Annotated in this window: 17 protein-coding genes and 1 pseudogene; 10 read left to right on the top strand and 8 right to left on the bottom strand. The window is 68.0% G+C overall.

Features of this window, described 5'->3' with window-relative positions; genetic code table 11:
* Positions 1 to 23 precede the first annotated feature (23 nt).
* The 4 genes and pseudogenes from ACOQPP_RS13315 to ACOQPP_RS13300 all read right to left on the bottom strand — a co-directional run.
* Positions 24 to 338 (bottom strand): GPP34 family phosphoprotein, encoded by a 315-nt coding sequence (locus ACOQPP_RS13315; protein WP_419166020.1) that lies wholly within the window; start codon positions 336 to 338, stop codon positions 24 to 26.
* Positions 284 to 1,603, bottom strand: coding sequence for a thioesterase domain-containing protein (locus tag ACOQPP_RS13310; protein ID WP_419166021.1), 1,320 nt, complete (start codon positions 1,601 to 1,603; stop codon positions 284 to 286). The genes ACOQPP_RS13315 and ACOQPP_RS13310 overlap by 55 nt, the downstream gene beginning before the upstream one ends.
* Complete coding sequence (locus ACOQPP_RS13305; protein ID WP_419166022.1) at positions 1,581 to 2,216, bottom strand: acyltransferase domain-containing protein; 636 nt, start codon at positions 2,214 to 2,216, stop codon at positions 1,581 to 1,583. The genes ACOQPP_RS13310 and ACOQPP_RS13305 overlap by 23 nt, the downstream gene beginning before the upstream one ends.
* Positions 2,217 to 2,293: 77 nt before the next feature.
* Positions 2,294 to 2,485: pseudogene (locus tag ACOQPP_RS13300) on the bottom strand (acyltransferase domain-containing protein); the annotation flags it as partial.
* Between the two features lie 51 nt (positions 2,486 to 2,536).
* On the opposite strand from ACOQPP_RS13300, the gene ACOQPP_RS13295 reads away from it, so the two are divergent.
* The 10 genes from ACOQPP_RS13295 to ACOQPP_RS13250 all read left to right on the top strand — a co-directional run bounded on the left by ACOQPP_RS13295 (position 2,537) and on the right by ACOQPP_RS13250 (position 13,013).
* A complete protein-coding gene (locus ACOQPP_RS13295; protein WP_419166023.1) occupies positions 2,537 to 3,466 on the top strand; it encodes a sulfurtransferase in 930 nt (309 codons plus the stop codon).
* A 52-nt stretch (positions 3,467 to 3,518) separates the two neighbouring features.
* Entirely contained in the window at positions 3,519 to 5,057 is a 1,539-nt protein-coding gene (locus tag ACOQPP_RS13290; RefSeq protein WP_419166024.1) for an FG-GAP-like repeat-containing protein, read from the top strand.
* A 14-nt stretch (positions 5,058 to 5,071) separates the two neighbouring features.
* Entirely contained in the window at positions 5,072 to 5,455 is a 384-nt protein-coding gene (gene msrB, locus ACOQPP_RS13285) for a peptide-methionine (R)-S-oxide reductase MsrB (RefSeq protein ID WP_419166025.1), read from the top strand.
* Positions 5,456 to 5,523: 68 nt separating this feature from the next.
* Complete coding sequence (locus ACOQPP_RS13280; RefSeq protein WP_419166026.1) at positions 5,524 to 7,725, top strand: multicopper oxidase family protein; 2,202 nt, start codon at positions 5,524 to 5,526, stop codon at positions 7,723 to 7,725.
* Between the two features lie 54 nt (positions 7,726 to 7,779).
* A complete protein-coding gene (locus ACOQPP_RS13275; RefSeq protein WP_419166027.1) occupies positions 7,780 to 8,028 on the top strand; it encodes a ChpI protein in 249 nt (82 codons plus the stop codon).
* Positions 8,029 to 8,195: 167 nt separating this feature from the next.
* Complete coding sequence (locus tag ACOQPP_RS13270; RefSeq protein WP_419166028.1) at positions 8,196 to 9,638, top strand: amidohydrolase family protein; 1,443 nt, start codon at positions 8,196 to 8,198, stop codon at positions 9,636 to 9,638.
* A 67-nt stretch (positions 9,639 to 9,705) separates the two neighbouring features.
* On the top strand, positions 9,706 to 10,440 hold the full coding sequence (locus ACOQPP_RS13265) for an ATP-binding cassette domain-containing protein (RefSeq protein WP_419166029.1): 735 nt from the start codon (positions 9,706 to 9,708) through the stop codon (positions 10,438 to 10,440).
* Between the two features lie 37 nt (positions 10,441 to 10,477).
* The gene (locus tag ACOQPP_RS13260; RefSeq protein WP_420636725.1) at positions 10,478 to 11,128 is read left to right on the top strand and encodes a hypothetical protein; all 651 of its coding nucleotides are present in this window, start codon (positions 10,478 to 10,480) and stop codon (positions 11,126 to 11,128) included.
* A 414-nt stretch (positions 11,129 to 11,542) separates the two neighbouring features.
* On the top strand, positions 11,543 to 12,004 hold the full coding sequence (locus ACOQPP_RS13255) for a hypothetical protein (RefSeq protein WP_419166031.1): 462 nt from the start codon (positions 11,543 to 11,545) through the stop codon (positions 12,002 to 12,004).
* Between the two features lies 1 nt (position 12,005).
* Positions 12,006 to 13,013 carry an SDR family oxidoreductase gene (locus ACOQPP_RS13250; protein ID WP_419166032.1) on the top strand — a complete coding sequence of 336 codons (1,008 nt, stop codon included), beginning with the start codon at positions 12,006 to 12,008 and terminating at the stop codon, positions 13,011 to 13,013.
* Between the two features lie 54 nt (positions 13,014 to 13,067).
* Here the strand turns inward: ACOQPP_RS13250 and ACOQPP_RS13245 are convergent, their stop codons facing one another.
* From ACOQPP_RS13245 to ACOQPP_RS13230, 4 genes are all read right to left on the bottom strand, one after another.
* Complete coding sequence (locus ACOQPP_RS13245) at positions 13,068 to 13,475, bottom strand: type II toxin-antitoxin system VapC family toxin (RefSeq protein WP_420636854.1); 408 nt, start codon at positions 13,473 to 13,475, stop codon at positions 13,068 to 13,070.
* Positions 13,476 to 13,480: 5 nt separating this feature from the next.
* Positions 13,481 to 13,723 carry a type II toxin-antitoxin system Phd/YefM family antitoxin gene (locus tag ACOQPP_RS13240; protein WP_420632477.1) on the bottom strand — a complete coding sequence of 81 codons (243 nt, stop codon included), beginning with the start codon at positions 13,721 to 13,723 and terminating at the stop codon, positions 13,481 to 13,483.
* Between the two features lie 125 nt (positions 13,724 to 13,848).
* Positions 13,849 to 15,816 carry a DUF5916 domain-containing protein gene (locus ACOQPP_RS13235; protein ID WP_420636724.1) on the bottom strand — a complete coding sequence of 656 codons (1,968 nt, stop codon included), beginning with the start codon at positions 15,814 to 15,816 and terminating at the stop codon, positions 13,849 to 13,851.
* Between the two features lie 329 nt (positions 15,817 to 16,145).
* Positions 16,146 to 17,132 carry a threonine ammonia-lyase gene (locus ACOQPP_RS13230; protein ID WP_419166035.1) on the bottom strand — a complete coding sequence of 329 codons (987 nt, stop codon included), beginning with the start codon at positions 17,130 to 17,132 and terminating at the stop codon, positions 16,146 to 16,148.
* Positions 17,133 to 17,349: the final 217 nt, after the last annotated feature.

Here is a 17,349-nt window from a genome sequence, read left to right as displayed (position 1 = left end):
CCGGAAGAGGAACAGGTGTTCGATCATCTCGTCGGAAGGCTGTCCTCGCGACGCTCCACGATGCCCCGCTCCAGCAGGCTGTTCAGCGTGCGGTCCTGGATCGTGCCCGCCTCCTCGGCGGCCAGCATCTGTATGACGGCCCGGGTGTCCTTCCCCTCGTCGATGCCCTCTCTGATGCGCCGGAAGACCGGGTCGAGCGTGGTATCTCCCGTGGGTGATGGATCGACGACCATGAAGCGTGTGAGGTCCGTATCCATGCGGTCCTCGAACGCGAGATCCATCATCACGGCGCCGACCAGAGCGTAGTCCAGCGTGACCTTCTCGACCGGTAGGAACACTCCCTCCCCGTCGTCGAGCAGGAGCAGCAGAATCTCTTCGGCGAAGGTCGGCATGGAGGTGCTCCGCGCACATGGCGCCTCAGGCACTCGTTCAACCTGTCCGCGAACACGTCCGGCCGTTCTCCTCGAAAGAGTTCGTAGTGCGTGCCCTCGATCCAGTGCACTTCGCGGCCGCCGCGAGCGACCCTCGCCCAGGATTTTCCGACTGCAAGCGAGTTGAGTGCGGGGATCCACGATCGCCGAGATCGGAAATGCGCGATGTGATCCCTGTACGGCAAGACATCGTGCTTCCGGGCCACGGTCGCGTGGGTGCGGAGCCCCTCGTCGGCGATGCCGTACAATCGCCGCCTCAGCCAGCGAATATCCGCGCGCCGGGCGAAGCGCTTCAAGCGCAACATGTTGCAGGCGCCATACAGTACCTGATACAGCGCGGCGACCCACCCCGCTATGTGCACCGGGGGATCCAGGATCGCCAGGAACTCCACCCCGTCCCCGTCCTGTCCCAATCTTCGCGACACTTCGACGGCGTAGATGCCGCCCACGGAGTAGCCGAGCACGTGGTAGGGGCCCGCCGGCTGCGCCTTCCGGATCTCATCGACATACCGCGAGATGAGCGATTCCATCGACACCTCGCGGATCCGGCCCAGGGCGCGGGCGGAGGGTGGCCGCAAGCCGTACACGGGGTGCTCGGAGGCGAGGCGCGGCACGAGGTCTCGAAACGCGAACAGATCGCCGTCGCCGGCCGGAACGAAATAGAGGGGTGGCCCCGTGCCTGACTCGCGCAGGGACACGAGCGTGGCGGAAGCGGGATCGACCGGGCGCCGGGCCGGGTCGCCGTCGGTAGCACGCCGGGCAGCGACCTCGCCGAGAAGCTGCATGCGCCGGTCGGGTGCGAGTCTCACGCTTACGTAGGCCGTCACATCATCGATCGTGAGGCGGTTGTTCAGCCGATGAACCGGCAGCCTGGCAGCCGTATCGTGTTCCACCGTCGAGATGAAGTCGAGGGCCGTCAGGGAATCCATCCCGAACCCGGCCAGCGGTCGCGCCGGATGGAAGCTCTCCGCCCGCAGTCCCGCCAGTTCGGCCACGCGGCTCCGAACGAGTCCGTCGAGCGGTGTCGAGGGCGCCGGGGGAGGACCGAGGGCGGGACGCGAGAGGGTGGCGCGGGAGGCCGCGATCGTCTCGCAATCGTCCGCTTCGGGTGTGATCGAGGGGACCCACGGGGCCGCCCCGATCTTTCCGTTAACGGCGCACTGCTGTCCCATGCCGCAGGAGCGTGGATCCCGGGCCGATCTCGACGAAGCCCGGTGGCTGCCGGGCCAGGAGCGCGCGCATCGCGGTGACGAACTGAATGGGCTCGGATACGTGCCGCAGCCAGTATTCCGGCTCGCAGATTTCCCCGTCCATCGCGGTGCCGGTGAGGGCGGAGATGTACGGAATCCGGGGCGGGTGGAAGCGCACGGAACGGACCGTCTCGCGATACTCGGCGAGTATCGGGGCGATCCTGGGCGAGTGGGTGGCCTGGGACACCTCGAGCGGAATCACGCGAATGCCGGCCTTCCGGAACTCCGTCCCGATCCGGTCGATGGCGGTCGCGCCGCCGACCAGCACGACGGTGCCGGGTGCGTTGACGGCTGCGACGGATACACCCGGGTGGCCCTCACCCAGGGTCTCGGCCACTCGCGACTCGGTCGCCTTCACGGCGAGCATCCGCCCGTCGAAGGGCAGCCCCCCGAGGAGTTGCCCCAGCTTCGAGAGCATCCGGAGTCCGTCCTCCATGCGGAAGACACCGGCCGTGACCGCAGCAGCGTATTCTCCCACGCTGTGGCCCAGAACCTGTCCCGGTGCGACGCCCCACGACACCCACAGGCGGGCCAACGCACATTGCAGCGCCAGGTGGTGGGGCAGCTGTACGGGACATCGTGAACACGCGCACGATCTTCGTGCGACCCGTAGAGTACGTCGAGAACCCCGGGGGAGAGGTCGGGCGAGAGCGCGTCGTGACATCGTTCCAGCGTGTCACGGAACACGGGTTCCGCTGCAAACAGGGCCTCGCCCATGCCTTCGTATTGCGATCCGAGGCCCGTATAGAGGAAGGCGGTCCCGGGCTCTCCCGCGCTCACCGCGGCGTTGCTCGTCGGTTCCATGCCGGAATATGCTCAACCCTCAGGCGTCCAACTACCATCGGCGGAGTTGACATGACCACATCGGTGCTTCGAACGATCCCGCGCCTCCGCATCGCGGTGTGCCTCGCCGCCATGCTTGCGGCGGGAACCACACCGGAGAGCACCGCGGCCCAGGCAAACCCCGAAATCCTGGTCAGCGCCCAATGGCTCGCCGAGCACAGGGACGACCCCGAGGTCGTCGTACTGCACGTCGGGATGGCCCGGATGGGCCCCACTACCGAGTTCGTGCAGGGCGCACACTTTCTCGAGTACCGCGACATCGCCGTGGAACGGAACGATCTCATCACCGAACTCGCGCCGGTCGAGGATCTGGTCGAGGCGTTTCGGGCTGCCGGCGTCTCCAACGACAGTCATGTGGTCGTGGTGGGCGACCTCGGCCATGTGTCGGCACGCGTGTTCATGACGCTCGACTATCTCGGGCACGGAGGCCGCACGTCCGTGCTGGATGGCGGGATGGCGGCGTGGAAGGCGGCCGGCGGCGAAGTCTCGGCCGAGTCCGCCACCCCGACGCGCGGGGACTTCGAGGCCGACGTGCGAGAAGACATGCTCGTCACCGCGGAGTGGATCGAGGCGCGCCTCGGCGATCCCGGCGTCACCCTCATCGACGCGCGGCCCGACGACGAATACACGGGCGAGCGCCCGGGCCGGGATTTCCTTCGCGGAGGCCACATCCCCGGTGCCTACAACCTGTACTGGCAGGATCTCACTCACGATGAGATCCCCACGCTGGTGGATCTGGCCGACGTGCAGGCACGCTTCGAGGAGGCCGGGGCGACCGAGGACGGGGTCGTCGTCAACTACTGCCTCATCGGCATGCGCGCGAGCTACACGTACATGATCTCGAGGTATCTGGGCTACGACGCGAAGTTCTACGACGCGTCGTGGAACGACTGGGGCCGGAGGGAGGATCTGCCGCTCGTCACCGGCCGGGACCGCCGGTAGGTTCGAACAGGTTGTGGGCTTTCGCGCTGGATGTCCTGCTGGAGGTTGTGACATGAAGACCGTCTCCGGAGTACTTGGTGCGCTCCTCATCGCTGTGATCGCGGTGCTGGTTTTCGGCAGTTCGGACCGCGGCGAGGTCGGCGCAACCGAGGCGCCGCCGGCCTTGGCGGCTATCGGTTCATCGGCGGTGGTCTCGCTCGTCACGCCGGCCCCGCACTCGCTCGAGGCCAACCCCGATTCGCCGGTCGAACTGGTGCTGACCGAGGCGTTGGATCCCGAGCGGTTCGATCCCGCCGCGCTCTCGGTGTTCGGTCGCTGGAGCGGCGTGATGACGGGTTCGGTGGAGCTGTCCGACGATGGCCGACGCCTCCGGTTCGATCCCGGCGCACCCTTCCACGCCGGCGAGTCCGTCACCGCTTCGCTGCGCGCCGGAGAGAAGCTGGCCACGGGCGGCGACATGGAGACGGGCTTCGCGTGGAGCTTCTGGATCCGGCCCCGGGCCGGCTCGCTGGACATGGTCGACCGCGGCTCGCGCGTCGTGCTCGACGACGGGGAGAAGCATGTACAGCCCTACGGGGCATACGCCGGGGACTTCAACGGAGACGGCTATCCCGACATTGCGATCCCCAACGAGGTATCGGCGGACGTCCGTGTGATGTTCAACGACGGCAAGGGGGACTACAACGAGTTCCGGGTCCTCGACATCCCGGGCGGGAGTTGGCCGAGCCCCAACGAGGGGGCGGACTTCAACGGCGACGGCCTGACCGACTTCGTCGTCGGCAACGCGGGGAACGACCTCGTGTCGGTCTTCCTGGCCGACGGAAACGGCTGGTTCGAACTGGGGAGCAACATCAACTCGGGCCAGAACGTGCGCGGCGTGTGCATCGGCGACTTCGACCAGGACGGCTGGCCGGACGTGGCCGCGGTGAACATGTCCGTCGGGCCCGAGGAGTCGCGCGGCAACGTGGCCATGCTGCTCAACAACGCGGACGGAACGGGCGACCTGAGGCGGGCCTCCGAGATCGCGTCTCCGGGCCAGGGCGAGAAGACGTGCTCGACGGCGGACGTCGACAACGACGGCCTGCCCGACCTGCTCGTCGGGGCCTACTTCACCGACGAAGTCCTCGTATACATGGGCGATGGACGCGGCAACCTGGAGCTGGGCCAGCGCGTGCGCGCCGGCGGGAAGCCGTGGATGATCGTGTCGGGCGACGTGAACGGGGATGGCAACGTCGACGTGATGTCGGCGAACCGCGAGGGCAACAACGTCGGGGTGCTGATCGGCGACGGCCGGGGCGGCTTCGCGGAACCGGTCGAGTACGAGACCGGTGAGTCGCCGCTGGCGGTCGACGTGGGCGACATCGATGGCGACGGCGACCTCGACGTGGTGACGAGCGACTTCGAGGGCAACAGCTTCACCGTGCACGAGAACGCGGGCGACGGGACGCTCGCCAACCCCCGCTCGTACGCGGCGAGCACAAACGGCTCGTGTGTCGTCATCCACGACCGCGATCTGGACGGCGACCTCGATCTGACCGGCGTGGACGAGACGGACGACATGATCTTCCTGCTGGAGAACCCCGGAAGATGACGTCGAAGTCGAAGATGAAGCCGAAAAAGGAGTGGCGTCGGGAGCTGCCCGAGCAGGCGTACAAGGTGCTGTTCCAGGAGGCGACCGAGCGCGCGGGCACGAGCCCGCTGAACGACGAGAAGCGGCCCGGCACCTTCGTGTGCGCGGCGTGTGGCGAGGCGCTGTTCACGACCGACATGAAGTTCGACAGCGGCACGGGGTGGCCAAGCTTTTTCGAGAGCATCCCCGGCACGCTGGAGACGAAGCGCGACTTCAAGCTCATCCTGCCGCGCACGGAGTACCACTGCGCCGGCTGCGGGGGGCACCACGGCCACGTCTTCAACGACGGGCCGGAGCCTACGGGCAAGCGGTTCTGCAACAACGGCGTCGCGCTCCGGTTCGTCCCGGACGAGGACTGATCCGACTCCCGGCGCTGGCGGCTGGAGTCGTCGCGTGGCTCGCGACGGCATCCGGAGCGGCGGGCCAGTTGCCGGGCTCCAGCGGCGCCTGCGAAACGCGGGCCGCGGAGACCCGCGCCGCCGGGGCCGCCCGGGCGCTCGCGGACACGCCAGCGGGCCGGGCTGCCACGGACCTCCACTGCATCAGCCTCTTCTCGACCGCCAGGGCGGGGGACGCGCAGGGCCTCGTTGAACTCGGGCGCGTTCCATCGCCGTTCGGCGTGACCGTGACGCCGTCCGGGCACCATGTCCGTGAGTTGACCGCGCACATCGAGGGCCTCCCGCCGCCTGGGAGCCTCGGGCCGTACACGGTCTACATGGCGTGGGCGACGCCGCTCGAGCTGGCTCCCGTGGTGCCGCTGGGTCCGGTCCGGAACGGCGAGCACCGGCTGGGACGCGTCGCGTTCAACAAGTTCCTCGTGATGGTCAGCGCCGAGGCGTCCGCCGAGGTCGAGGAGCGCGAGGGGCCGCTCGTGCTGCGGGGGCGGTCGCCGTCCGCGCTCATGGAGGCCCACGATCTCCTGGCCTTGGCGCCGTCGGCGACGCGGCGCGCGGCCGACCGGGCCCCGACGCGCTGGGACGCGCCGCCCGCGTACCCCGGCATCGCCATGCTGCCCGGCGTAATGGACCTCGAACCGCCCGCCCGCCCCGCGAGCCTCGGGAGCGCGGCCGACCTGCCCCCGTGGGAGACGCTCCCCGAGGCCGCGCCGCGCCAACTCGTGGATCTTCCCGACGGTGGCACGCTCGACCTCGAGGCGACCATCGTCCGGCGGGAGATCGAGGGCCGCCGCCTCGCCATGCTCGCCTTCAACGGCCAGCACCCCGGCCCGCTCATCCGGGTCCCCGAGAAGTCCACCATCTTCGTCAACTTCACGAACCGCACGCCGTACCCCACGGCGGTGCACTGGCACGGAATCCGGCTCGACAACGCGTTCGATGGCGTCCCCGGCCTCACCCAGGATCCCGTCGAACCCGGCGACTCTTTCCAGTACCGGATCTTCTTCCGGGACGCGGGCATCTACTGGTACCACCCGCACCACCGCGAGGACGTCCAGCAGGAACTGGGCCTCTACGGAAACCTCCTCGTGGACCCCGCGAACGCGGACTACTACGGTCCCGCGAACCGCGAGGAAGTGCTCATGATCGACGACATCCTCCTCGACGAGGAGGGACTCGTCGACTTCGGGGCGGAGTCGGCGAACTACATGCTCATGGGCCGGTTCGGGAACCAGGCGCTCGTCAACGGCGAGCCCGCCTATGAACTCGCAGTCGATCGCGGCGAGGTCGTCCGCTTCCACCTCACGAACGCCTCCAACACACGCACCTTCAACCTCTCCTTCGTCGACATCGAGCGCGGCGGCCTCCCCGACCCCGACCAGCGCGTCTCGGATCCCGACCTCGAGGATCCGAACCGTCTACCGATGAAGGTCGTCGCCTCCGACGTGGGCCGCTTCGAGCGCGAGGAATGGGCCCGGAGCGTCGTCCTCGCGCCGGCGGAGCGCTACGTGATCGATGTCCGCTTCGACCGCCCCGGCCACCACGCCCTCGTGAGTCACGTGCAGGGGATCAACCACCGGCAGGGCGTCTTCCGCGCGGAACTCCGTACGCTCGGCACCGTGACCGTCGCGCCCGATCCCGTGGCCCACGACCACGGGGCGTCTTTCGCCGAACTGCGCGAGAACGCGGACGTGATCGCGGACATCGACCGCTACCGGCCGCGCTTCGACGACGATCCCGATCACGAACTGGTGATGACGCTGGAGACGGAGGATCTTCCGCTCCCGATTGAACGCTCGATGGCCTACGACTGGGTCTACTTCAACCCCGTCGAGTGGACCGGGACCATGCCGCGCATGAACTGGGCCACGACCGGGCGCGAGATTCGCTGGATCCTGCGCGAGGGGGGCACCGGCCGCGAAAACGAGGAGATCGAGTGGAACTTCGCGGTCGGCGATGTGGCGAAGATCCGCGTCGTCAACGACCGCGGCGCCTTCCACGCGATGCAGCATCCGCTCCACATCCACGGCCAGCGCTTCCTCGTCCTGTCGCAGAACGGGGTGCCGAACCCGAACCTGGTCTGGAAGGACACGGTGCTGTTGCCGGCCGCATCGACGACGGACATCCTGCTGGAACTGTCGAACCCCGGTCGCTGGATGATCCACTGCCACATCGCGGAACACCTCGAATCCGGGATGAAGATGGTGATGAACGTCTCCGGCGCCCCGCCGTGACCGGCAGGCCGGGCCAGCAACTGCTCAGGGGTTGATCGTCGGTTATACTACGGTATGAAAAGCGCGGTTTCCCTTCCGGACGAACTGTTCGCCTCGGCCGACTCGCTCGCAAAGCGGATGAGGGTCTCGCGAAGCGAACTCTACGCGACTGCGGTGGCCGAATTCGTGGCGAAACATCGCAGCGAGGACATCATCGCGAGGCTGAATGCCGCGTACGCCGACCTTTCGGGCGAAGTCGATCCCGCGCTCCGTCGGGCGCAGGCCCGATCCGTCGCCGAAGAATGGTTGCGCGACGAGAGGTAAGGTGGGCGGATCTGGACGAAACGCGAGCGTCGGAACCGGAGGTGTCGTCGGCCGATTCTCGTCGTTCAGGCCGACTCCTTCAATCGAAGCAGGCTCAGGACCGTGCCGCCACATCGCGGAACCGGAAGTGCCGAGACCCGCGAAGAAGTCTTGGAAAGGACGTACCGATGACCGTCGCCCGCCGCCTTCTCCGCTCCGCCCCGCTCCTCGCCCTCGCCGCTGCGGGACTGGCCCCCAACGGCGTACAGGCTCAGCAGGAGCCCATCGAGAGCTTCATCGCGGTGCAGTCGCCGACCGTCGCGCTCACGAACGTGAGGGTGATCGACGGCACCGGCGGACCCGTCCTCGAAGGACAGACGGTCGTGATCCGTGACGGCCGCATCGCGGATCTCGGACCTTCCGACGAGGTCGCGGGCCGGATCCGGAACGCGCAGATCATGGATCTCGAGGGCCATACCGTCATTCCGGGTCTCATCGGACTCCACAACCACAGCTACTACACGGGCGGTAACGGACGGGCGGCGCAGCTCTCCTTCTCGGGGTCGCGGCTGTACCTCGCCTCCGGCGTGACGACGATCCGGACGACCGGCGCGCGCGCTCCCTACGAGGAGATCAACCTCAAGCGCGCGATCGATGAGGGGCGCGCCATCGGCCCCAACATGTTCACGACCGGTCCCTACCTGACGGGACAGGAGGGCTCGCGGACGATGGCCCAGCTCGAGGGGGCGGAGCAGGCCCGCCGTCTCGTGCGCTACTGGGCCGAGGAGGGGGTGCCCTGGTTCAAGGCGTACACCTGGATCAGTCGCGAGGAACTCGGCGCGGCGATCGACGAGGCGCACCGCCACGGCGTGAAGGTGACGGCGCACCTCTGCTCGGTCGGCTACAGGGAGGCGGTGGCCCTCGGAATCGACAACCTCGAGCACGGCCTGCTCGCGAACAGCGAGTACTTCCCTGGCAAGGAGCCGGACGACTGCCCGTCGGGGTTCCGGAACGGTTACGCCGAACTCGACGTGAACTCCGAGGACGTGCAGGCGACGTTCAGGGCCATGATCGAGAACGACGTCGCCATGACTTCGACGCTGGCCGTGTACGAGATCTCCGTCCCGGGCCGCGGTCCGATCGACGAGCGGATCTACGACATCCTGGCCCCGGAGATTGCGGCGGAAGTCCGGGAGATCGCCCAGGTGCGCCGGAACGCGACGCTGGATTCGGGGATCGGGATCCACCCCGACGTCTACCGGAAGGCACTCGAGTACGAGTACGCGTTCGTCCAGGCGGGAGGCACGCTGGCCGCGGGCGTCGACCCGACCGGCTACGGCGCCGCGCCCCCGGGATACGGCGACCAGAAGAACTACGAACTGCTGCTCGAGGCCGGCTTCACGCCCGCCGAGGTCGTGCAGATCATGAGTGCGAATGGCGCCCGGGTGCTCGGCATCGACGACGAGACGGGGACGGTCGAGGTCGGCAAGGTCGCGGACCTCGTCGTGCTCGAGGGCGATCCGGGGGCGGACGGCCACATCCGCGAGACGCGCATCGTGTTCAAGGGCGGCGTGGGCTGGGATGCCCCCAAGCTCATCGATTCGATCCGCGGCATCGTAGGCATCCGCTGACGACAATCCGCGACGAGCGACCCGACTCCCTGCCACCCGGCATTCGGCCTCGATCATCGGGAGAGCGATGATCTCCGAAGACTTCAGCGTCGAACTGCGCTCGTTCTCCGTGAAGTATCCCCTATTCGAGCTTGAACCGCTCGATCTCCGCCTCGCGGCGGGCGAGCGCGTCGCACTGGTGGGCCCCAACGGTGCCGGGAAGACGACCATCCTTCGGGCGCTCGCCGGGCGGCTGCCGGAATACGAGGGAGAGGTTCTGTTCTGCGGTACGGAGGCCCGCACGCTGCTACCAGGTCTCCGGAATCACGTTGGCGTTATGCCTGAGCTGCTCCTGAGGTATGATTGGATGACCGCGCGGCAGCACTTCGAGTTCCTGGCCCAGTTCTTCAACGGTTGGGATCGTGAGTACGAGGCCGGCCTTAGCCGAGAGTTGGAGATACCCGGGAACGCGCTTCTGGGGAACCTCTCCGGAGGTACCCGCGCCAAGGTTGCCTTCGTGACCGCAGAGGCCTTTCGACCGCCCGTGCTTCTGCTCGACGAGCCTACTGCGGGACTGGACCCGGTCATGCGCCGGCACCTCATCGATGCCGTGATCGAGAGTCTGGATTCGGACCGGCGTCGGCTCGTCCTGTTTTCCACGCACATCCTCGAGGACGTGGAGTGGCTGGCCGAGCGCGTCCTCGTGTTGCGCTCCGGACGCCTCGTGGCCGACCGACCGGTGCCCGACCTGTGCGCGGCTGGCGCGTCTTTGTCGGAGGCCCTTCTTGACCTGCTGAGTGACGATGAACCCACGCCACGTTAGAGCTCTGGTTCACCTGGAGGTCCGGCGACTGAGACCCGTGGTGAGCCGTCTGTACCTGGTTTGGGGGGGGCTGCTCGCCGCGTTCGCCGTCCTCGGGTCGGGCTCAGGGGAAATGATCCTTCCCCTGATCGTGGGCGGGACGGCGGCCGCGACCCTGCAAGTCGCCAGGACCGTGCTGCGCGACAAGGTGGAACGCACGATGGAGTTCCTGCTCTCGCTGCCCGCGTCCGTGCCGGAGTTGGTGTTGGCCCGGTTCGCCGCTGCCGCTTTGCCTCCCCTTCCCGGCTGCATCGCAAGCGGCATCGCGATCGCGCTGCTACCACTTCCTGCCGAACTCCAGTCCATGGGGGGGATCGCGGCTTTCACTCTGGCATTCAGCCTCTGGCTCTTGCTGACCCTAATGGGGTGGTGCCTGAGCGCCGCAGCCTGGGCGTTCGACCTGAAGAGCATGACGTGGCCGTTCGTGGGTCTCGGAGTGGGCGTACTCTTCATCCTGCCCTGGGCGATTCGCACCTTCGGTCCCGACGATCCTGGTCAATCGTTCCGATGGTTCCTGGGGCAGCCCTTTGCCGGTGTGGCCATCGCCGCGGCCGTAACGGTGCTTGTCACTGCGACCGCGGCTGCGGCCTTCTTGCTTGCATGTCGGGGCGTTGCACGCTACGCCGTTCGACCGGAGGAGCCTCTCTAGTGCGCCTCCCTGCCGGTCCTGGCCCCGGCTTCGACCGCAAGATCCTGCAATTGGCGCGGGCCTGCCCGGCTTTGGCTGCGTTTGCCGTTCCCGCGGACGCAACGGCCCAGTTGTCGGCTGCGGATTCGGCCGCCGTGCTCGTCGCGACCGCGGGCGTCTTCGAGGCGTGCGGCGAACTCGAGGTCGCCCGGGCACTCTACGAGGAGGTCGTCCGCCGCTACCCGGGGACGCCGGCGGCAGAAACGGCCCGGGCCCGCCTCACGGGGCTGGCGGGGGACGCCGACCTTCGGGACCGGCGCGGGGACACGGAGTTCCGGGTCTGGTCGACGCTGTACGGACTGTGGCTGGGCGCACGCGCTCGACCTGGGCGCCGACAGCGGCTGCGATTACTGCGGCCCCGACGGGAACGCGGTTGTGGCCACGGCGCTGGTGGGCGGGTTGGCCGGCATCCTCACGGGCGCCCTGCTTTCGCGCAGCGAAATCTCGGAGGGCACGGCCGCGTCGACCTATCTCGGCAGTCTGTGGGGCACGTGGTTCGGCCTCGCGGGAGCCACAGCACTCGATCTGGACGACGAGGCCATGTGGACGAGCACGCTGCTCGTCGGCAACGCGGGCCTCCTCGCCGGAGCGCTGGCCGGGAGCAAACTTGACATCTCCTCGCGCCGCGCACACATGATCGGCCTCGGAGGCCTGATCGGCGGTTTCGGGGGGATCGGCATCGTGCTCATCGCGGAACCGAGCAGCAGCAGCGGCGATTTCGCGGTTCCGCTCGCGACAAGCGCCGCGGGTCTGGTGCTCGGGGCGTTGCTGACCCGGGACCGGGCGGCGTCGCACAGCCTGGAACGTCCCGCTCCTCCGCCTCCGCTTCTGAAATAGCGTGCCGGAACGTCCGCTTCAAGATCGCGTGGCCGTCGTCGCCGGCGCGACGCGCGGCGCCGGGCGCGGCATCGCCCGCATGCTGGGCGCGGCGGGCGCCACCGTCTACTGCACCGGCCGCAGCGTACGGGGCCGCCCCGCCCCGCCCGGGCGGCCGGAGACTCTGGAGGAGACGGCGGAGATGGTCGCGGCGGAGGGGGGGCGCGGCATCGCCGTCCGCGCCGACCACACGGTCGAGTCGGAGGTCGAGCAACTCTTCGCCCGCGTCCGCACCGAAGCGGGCCGGCTCGATGTTCTGGTGAACGACATCTGGGGCGGCGACGCGCTGACGGAGTGGGGAACGCCCTTCTGGGAACTCTCCACCGCCAGGGGACAGCGGATGCTGGAACGCGCCGTCCACAGCCACATCATCACCAGCCGGCACGGCGCCCCGCTGATGATCGAGCGCAACGCCGGGCTCATCGTCGAGGTCACCGACGGGGAAACGCTCGGCTACCGCGGCAATCTCTCCTACGATCTGGCCAAGAACGCGGTCATTCGGCTCGCCTACGCCATGGCCGCCGACCTGCACGCGTACCAGGTGACGGCGCTGGCGATCACCCCCGGATTCCTGCGCTCCGAGGCGGTGCTCGACCACTTCGGAGTTACCGAGACCACTTGGCGCGACGCGATCGAGAGGGACGAGTACTTCGCCGAGTCCGAGACGCCATGCTTCGTGGGCCGCGCCATCGCCGCCCTCGCCGCCGACCCGAACGTGGCTGCCAGGAGCGGCGGGCTGTTCTCGAGTTGGGAACTGGCGAAGGAGTACGGCTTCACCGACCTGGATGGACGCCGACCGGACTGGGGCCGCTTTTTCCGGCGCAAGGTGGAGGAAATCCTCGAACGGGACACGCCGCCCGACGAGATGGACCTGTTCGTCGTTCGCAGCCGGTTCTACCAGGCGGAACTCGATCCGTCCGCCGCCGCGGAGGCCGAGCGCCTGCGCGCCTGGCTCGCGCGCCACGAGTGACGGGTCTCCCGCCACGTTCCCGCGGGAACGCGCCGGAGCCCCTTCCGGATCCAGCTACGTGACGGTCGGTACTTCGAGTCCCGCCGCTCGTGCCGCGTCGGCGAGCGCCCGGTCCAGCGTGGCAAGCGGCAATCGCATCCGGATGGCCAGTTCCAGATACGTGGCATCGTAGACGGAGAGCCCGTGCACAGAGGCATGGTCGAGGACCGTTCCGCGGATGCGGGACGTGGAAACGGGCTCGATCGTGATCGGAAGAGCTTCCAGGTTTCGCCAGATCCGCGGCCAATCGGTCTCGGCGAGGCGGCCTCGCCGCGTCGCGACAAGCAGCACGTTCGCGACCTCGATCGGCCACAGGGCCGGAACGAACGCTCGCCCCTCCCTCAGGGCATCCCGGAGCCGAGCCGTCTCCTCGGTGGCCTCGTCCGGGAACACCCAGGCCATCGTAACGGAACAGTGGAGCACGAACGTCAATGCCGGCGACCTTCGTCGATCATGTCCCGAACGGAGAGCCCGCCGAGACTGTGTGTCTCCTGGAACGCCTTCAGGTCGTCGATCGCCGCCTGAACCTTGTCGGGGTCGGTCGTTCGGAAGGGGATCAACTCGGCGACGGGACGGCCGTGTCTCGTGATGACGAAACGCTCCCCCGTCTGCACGCGCCGAAGGAGGCGGGGCAGGTGCGTCTTGGCTTCAAAGGCGCCAATGTTGGGCATGGCATGCTGCTCTCTTCGGAATCGACCCGCGAGATAAATCGGACTAGACTGATACTAGTCTAAAAAAGGGAACCCACGCAACTCTTCGCGGTGGGGCGCACACGCGGCGATTCCGGGAGGGCGGCTCAGAAGCCGATGGACTTCGACACCTTCGCGGCGAGGACGCGCTCCACCGTCATGCCGCCGGCCAGGTCTCGGCGTTCGGTATAGACGAGGAAGATGTCGCTGAGCGGAGAATACAGGTAGTTGAAGCGCACGTTCGTCACGAACTGGTCCTGCGCCGCATTGTACTGGACGAAGGCGCTCGCGAAGATCCTGGTCGAGAAGCCGTAGTCGATCCGCCCCCCGAAGACGTCCGCCGTGAAGTCTCCGTCCGGGAGCGAGATGTTGTTGTGGTTCGCCGAAAGGTCCACGGAGAGGTGATAGTTCGGCCGCCACATCACTCCCCCCGACAGCGACGTGCGCGTCCCGTCGAAGAACCCGCCCCGTTCGACCCGAACAAACCCCGATAGTGCCCGGCCCGGGGCCGACCGGTACTGCACGGACCCCCCGCCGAAGTCGTACTCCCCGACCTGGATCGTTGCGTCCGTCGTGACGCGGAACGGTTCCCGCAGGAGTTCGAACCGGTCCGTGTAGTTCAGCGTGAGCCCGCTGCCGTTGAGGAACGACACCCCGAATCCCGCCGTCCGGGTCCGCGTCACGAGGACGGATTCGAGATCCTGGACATAGTCGATTTCGAGGTAGGGATTGACCTCCTGAACGCCGGGTACCGGAGGCCGGGGATGGAGACCCACGGTGGCGTAACTCTGCCGAATGTCACGCCGGCGCACGAAGCCCACGGTCGGGTTGAAGTCGTCCCCCACGTGCCGCCACAGCGCCGACACATCCCACAGCTCGTCTCGCCAGCCCACCCACATCCGTCCCGCGAAAGAGTCGCCGTCGGTATTCGGCGAGCGCGTCCAGGCCACGAACGGGGCGAGGAGCAGCGACGGGAGCGGCCTCAGGTTCGCATCGAGCCCGAAGCTTCGGTTGAAATCGGGGTACCCCTCGATGTCGGTGCCCGTCGCCTGCCGGTTCACGAAAACCGCGCCGATGTCCGATGTCCCGAACAGGCTTCGGCGAGCCCGCAGTACCGAGAAATTCTCGGCCGGGAGCCCGGGGCTCGACTGCATCTGGAGGTTGAGGAGGCCGACCTCGACCCCGCCCATCCGCCCCGTGAGCCGCGCGCCCCCGAGGATGGGAATCGGTTCGCCGCCCCCGGTGAGGCCGATACGACGCGAGTGGAACAGCGTGAAGTCGCGCAGAGAGACGCCGGTCCGGTAGCTGCGCTCCGACTGGTCGCCGAACGAGAACGTCCCGGAGTTCTCGACGAAGAAGTCGCGTTTCTCGGGGAAGAAGAGGGGGAAGCGGGTCAGGTTGACCTGCTCCTGGTCGACCTCCACCTGGGCGAAGTCGGTGTTGTACGTCAGGTCGAGGGTCAGCCCCGGCGTGACCCCGAACTTGACGTCGAACCCGATGTCCGCCTGGGTGCCCCCGCGCCCCTCCTCGACCAGCGTCCCCGTTTGGTCCTGCGCGAGGGCGTAGGGCTTCAACCGCAAGTTGAGCCCCGGCGTCACGCCGCTGAAACCGGTGAGCGTCCCCGCCTTCGACATCTTGTGGATCTGGTCCCGCCGGTCGAGCGGCGCCCAGAAGGTGTCCTCCGCCTTGCGCCGGATGCGGCGCAGGATCTGGAGTCCCCAGACCTGATCTTCCTCCGATGGATTGAAGCGGAGCGTGGAGAACGGGATCTCGATCTCGACGGTCCAGCCCTCGCCGTTCCTGGTGGTCTCGACCCGAATCGGGCCTTCCCACGCCTGATTCTCGGAGCGGCTGTCGTCGAAGATCTGGACGTCCTTGAGCGCCCCCTCCGGGTTGACGAGAAACATGAACCCGTTCCGGCGGTCGAGGTACGTGTCGAGCGTCACGCCGAAGACGTCGGATGAGCCACTGTTGAAGTCCTGCTTGAGACTGGACACGAAGAAGCCGTCGGGCTCCGAGTCGTAGCAGATCGCGCCGATGTAGAGCGCGCGGTCGTCGTACACGAATCGGACCACCGTTTCCTCGGTGGCGGGCGCGCCCGGTGTCGGGACGGGACTGGACGAATCCGGTCAGGGGTTGAGCCTGCTGCCAGACGGGCTCGTCGAGCCGGCCGTCCACCGTGGGCGGGGCGTCCGTGCGCAGCGCCGCGGCGGTCGGGCGCGGCGCCGACTCCACCTGCGATCCTGGCCGGGCGGCACTTCTGCCCGGGCTCCTGTGCGATGAATTGCGGCCGGGACGAGCGACGTGAGCAGAACAGCGAGCTCCGAAATGCCCACAAGACGGAGGAGCCCGCGTATGCGCCGCGGGGCCGCACATACGGGGACTCCTCCGCGCCGGTCGCCGGTCAGTTCCAGCTCAGGCCCCGCAACTGTTCGACGTCGAGGTTCCCGCCGCTGAGGACGCAGGCGACCTTCGTCCCCGGGGGCGCATCGATGAGGCCGTGCAGGACGGCGGCGACGGATGCGGCCGCGGCGCCCTCGGTCACGAGCTTGGCGCGCGCCATCAGCCACAGCATGGCGTCGAAGATCTCCTCGTCGGGGAGGGTCACGACCCGCTCCACGAAGCGGCTCACGACTGACGCCGTGTTGTCGCCGACCCGCATCACCTTCAGCCCGTCGATCACGCAGTCCACGGCCTCCAGGGTGATCATCTCTCCGGACTCAACGGTGCGCTTCATCGCCGGAGCTCCCGAAGATTCCACGCCGAACACGCGGATCGCCGGGTTCACGCTCTTCAGCGCCATCGAATTGCCGGAGATGAGGCCGCCCCCGCCGATCGGGATGACGACGACCTCGACCTCCGGCCAGTCCTCGAGGATCTCGAGTCCGAGGGTGCCCTGGCCCGCGATCAGGCGGGGATTGTCGAACGGATGCACGTAGGTGAGCCCGCGTTCCTCGACGAGTCCTAGCGCCCGCTCGTTGGCCTCGTCCCAGATCGACCCGTGCAGCACGACCTCGGCCCCGTACTCCTCGGTCGCCGCGACCTTGGCCGGGGTTGCGTTCTCGGCCATGACCACGACTGCGGGGATCCCATACAGGCGCGCGGCCAGCGCGACGCCCTGCGCGTGGTTGCCGGCGGAGGAGCAGATGATCCCCCGGGCCCGCTCCTCCTCGCTCATGTGCGCCATCACGTTGAGCGGACCGCGCACCTTGTAGGACCCGCCGCGCTGGAAGAGTTCGGCCTTGAGCCGGATGTCGAACCCGGAGGCTTCGCTCAGCGAACGCGATGTCAGCAGCGGCGTATGGTAGACGTGCGGCGCGACGTGTTCCCGCGCCCGCTCGAAGTCCTCCCGGGTCAGCGTGAGTCCGGGGATCTCGACGTGTGGCGTCACTCGGGCCGTCTCTCGGCTGGGTGGTGGGCTGGCGGCCGGGCCCGCGTCGGGGCCCCGACGACGTCGAAAATCCTCCGGCGAGGGGCGGAAACGCAACGGGTAGCGCCGACTTCACGCTTGTCCCCCGCTTCGGCATGTGCGATTCCGCACTGCAAATGCAAATTTGCAGGGTGGGGGCATGACGAAGTACCCGGAGCGATCTTTGGAGCCGGTCTTG

The organism is Candidatus Palauibacter sp., assembly GCF_965222475.1.
Classification (GTDB): domain Bacteria; phylum Gemmatimonadota; class Gemmatimonadetes; order Palauibacterales; family Palauibacteraceae; genus Palauibacter.
Note: the sequence above shows the minus strand (reverse complement) of the source record. Positions and strands in the feature narration are given on the sequence as shown.

Excerpts from the sequence above, each read along its gene's own strand:
- ACOQPP_RS13310 (WP_419166021.1), bottom strand. The coding sequence starts at position 1,603 with ATGGGACAGCAGTGCGCCGTTAACGGAAAGATCGGGGCGGCCCCGTGG.
- ACOQPP_RS13295 (WP_419166023.1), top strand. The coding sequence starts at position 2,537 with ATGACCACATCGGTGCTTCGAACGATCCCGCGCCTCCGCATCGCGGTG.
- ACOQPP_RS13290 (WP_419166024.1), top strand. The coding sequence starts at position 3,519 with ATGAAGACCGTCTCCGGAGTACTTGGTGCGCTCCTCATCGCTGTGATC.
- msrB (WP_419166025.1), top strand. The coding sequence starts at position 5,072 with ATGAAGCCGAAAAAGGAGTGGCGTCGGGAGCTGCCCGAGCAGGCGTAC.
- ACOQPP_RS13275 (WP_419166027.1), top strand. The coding sequence starts at position 7,780 with ATGAAAAGCGCGGTTTCCCTTCCGGACGAACTGTTCGCCTCGGCCGAC.
- ACOQPP_RS13270 (WP_419166028.1), top strand. The coding sequence starts at position 8,196 with ATGACCGTCGCCCGCCGCCTTCTCCGCTCCGCCCCGCTCCTCGCCCTC.
- ACOQPP_RS13265 (WP_419166029.1), top strand. The coding sequence starts at position 9,706 with ATGATCTCCGAAGACTTCAGCGTCGAACTGCGCTCGTTCTCCGTGAAG.
- ACOQPP_RS13240 (WP_420632477.1), bottom strand. The coding sequence starts at position 13,723 with ATGCCCAACATTGGCGCCTTTGAAGCCAAGACGCACCTGCCCCGCCTC.